The sequence below is a fragment of the Corallococcus praedator genome (genome assembly GCF_003612125.1).
Lineage (GTDB): Bacteria > Myxococcota > Myxococcia > Myxococcales > Myxococcaceae > Corallococcus > Corallococcus praedator.
Window position 1 is genome coordinate 1 of the sequence record NZ_RAWI01000711.1, and the last position, 2,058, is coordinate 2,058.

Annotated in this window: 3 protein-coding genes; all 3 read right to left on the reverse strand. The window is 71.2% G+C overall.

From position 1 onward, the window contains the following. Window positions 1-729 (reverse strand): tRNA1(Val) (adenine(37)-N6)-methyltransferase (locus D7Y13_RS41115; protein ID WP_120631048.1); only part of this gene is annotated, 729 nt, incomplete at its 3' end. Between the two features lies 1 nt (window position 730). Beyond that, window positions 731-1,684, reverse strand: a complete 954-nt coding sequence (gshB, locus tag D7Y13_RS41120; RefSeq protein WP_120538240.1) for a glutathione synthase — start codon at window positions 1,682-1,684, stop codon at window positions 731-733. Between the two features lie 42 nt (window positions 1,685-1,726). After that, window positions 1,727-2,058: PEGA domain-containing protein (locus tag D7Y13_RS41125; protein ID WP_120631049.1), on the reverse strand; the 332-nt coding region annotated here is incomplete at its 5' end.

Consider the following 2,058-nt stretch of genomic DNA (forward strand, 5'->3'; position numbering starts at 1 on the left):
CCCAGGCCCCGCCCCGTGGACGATCAACGGCGGCCGCACCGACAGTCCCCGGTCCTGGTCCCGCAGCGCCTGCACCAGGAAGCGCGTCGCCGGGGCCTCCACGTGCGCATGCACCGTGCGCAGCACCCGGGGAAACAGCCTCGCCCCCGTGAGCAACCCCAGCACCTCTCCAAGCCGCGCCGCCGGATACACCAGGCTCACGCCTCCGCCTGGACGCAGCGCATGCCGGGCCGCGGCGACCACCGCCTCGGCGTCACACGCCACCTCCGACTTGGACACGGCGCGCTCCTCGTCCGGGCTCACCACCCCCGCCTGGGCCCGGCGGAACGGCGGGTTGGACACCACCTGCCCATAGGCCCCGGATGCCAGCAGCGTCCGCGCCTGCCGCAGGTCCCCGAGCACCGGCCGCACCTGGCCTTCACACCCGTTGAGCGACACCGCGCGCGTGAGCCGCCCGTGCACCCCGGGCTGCAGCTCCAGCGCGTCCACCGGTCCCTCGACGCCGAACTGCTTCACCAGCAGCAGCGACACCACGCCACTGCCAGCGCCCAACTCCAGCACCGGCCCGGACAGCTCCCGCCCCTCCGTGGCCGCGAAGTGCGCCAGCAGCACCGCATCCAACGTGAAGCGGTAGCCCGAGCGGCGCTGGAACACCCGCACGTCCGCGGTGCCAATGGCGTCCAGCGTCTCATCGTCCCGTGCGGCCGAAGGAGCCGAGGAAGCCGTCACGTTAGCGGGCGCCGTGCATCCGCTCGGCCACGTCCAGCACGCGCGCCTCGCAGGAGACGTGGTCCAGGTGGCTTGCTTCCACGAGCCCCGTGGGGCTGGTGACGTTCACCTCCGTGAGGTAGTCGCCCAGCACGTCGATGCCCACCAGGATGAGCCCCTTCTCCTGGAGCGCCGGCTTGAGGCGCTGGCAGATGTGCAGGTCGCGCGCGGTGATCTCCGCCTTCATCGGCGTGCCGCCCGCGGCCATGTTGCCCCGGTGGTCCGCGTCCGACGGCACGCGCAGCACCGCGCCCACCGGATCGCCGTCCACCAGGATGATGCGCTTGTCGCCCAGGCGGCTCTCCGGCACGTACGCCTGCGCGAGGATGGGCTCCTTCCCGCCCTGCGTCAGCAGCTCCACCATCGAGCGCGCGTTGCGGTCCCCCGGCGCCAGGAACAGGATGCCCTTGCCGCCGAACCCGTCGATGGGCTTGAGGATGGTGCCCTTCGCGTTCTGGGCCGCGAAGTCCATCACCACCGACAGCTCGCTCGTCACGCGCGTCTCCGGCATCAGGTCCGGGAAGTTCAGCGTGAAGAGCTTCTCGTTCGCGTCGCGGATGCCGGACGGGTTGTTGATGAACACCGGCGAGCGGTCCGGACACAGCTCCACCAGCTGGGTCGCGTGCAGATAGTTCGCATCCACCGGCGGATCCTTGCGCAGGAAGAGCACGTCCAGCTTCGACAGGGGCCGCACCTCTTCATGCAGCACGTCGAAGTGCCGGCCGGGCTCGCGCCGCACCTTCACCCGGCGCATGCGCGCCTCAGCGCACCGGCCGTTGAAGCGCAGCCACCCCTGCTCGAAGTAGTAGACGTCGTGCCCGCGCCGCTGGGCCTCCAGCATCAGCGAGAACGTCGTGTCGTGGTCCACCCGCACGCTCTCGAGCGGGTCCATCAGGAAGCCAAGGGAGAACGCCATGGGCCGAAAGGATAGCGGAGCCCTTCCGACCCTGCCTCTCATTCATCGGCCGGGCAGGTCCTTCAGCTTGAGGTTGAGGCGCACCGTCTTGCCCGCCTCCACCGGCACGGAGAGCACGCGGCGCTTCTTGTCCTCGCCCACCAATATCAACTCGGTCGCACCCACCGGCAGCGCGCGCTTCACCAGCGGCGTGGTCCCCAACCGCTTGTTGTTGAGGAACACCTCCGCGGGCTCGTCCAGGAAGAGCGTCACCTCGCCCCGGCCGCGCTTGCCCCGGCCGCCGCGGGGCTCATCCCGCCCGGAGTCCCGGCCCCTGTCCCGGTCCTTGTCGTCCTCCGCCACCGCCACGCCCGCGTCCGGGGTGGTGGGCGGCC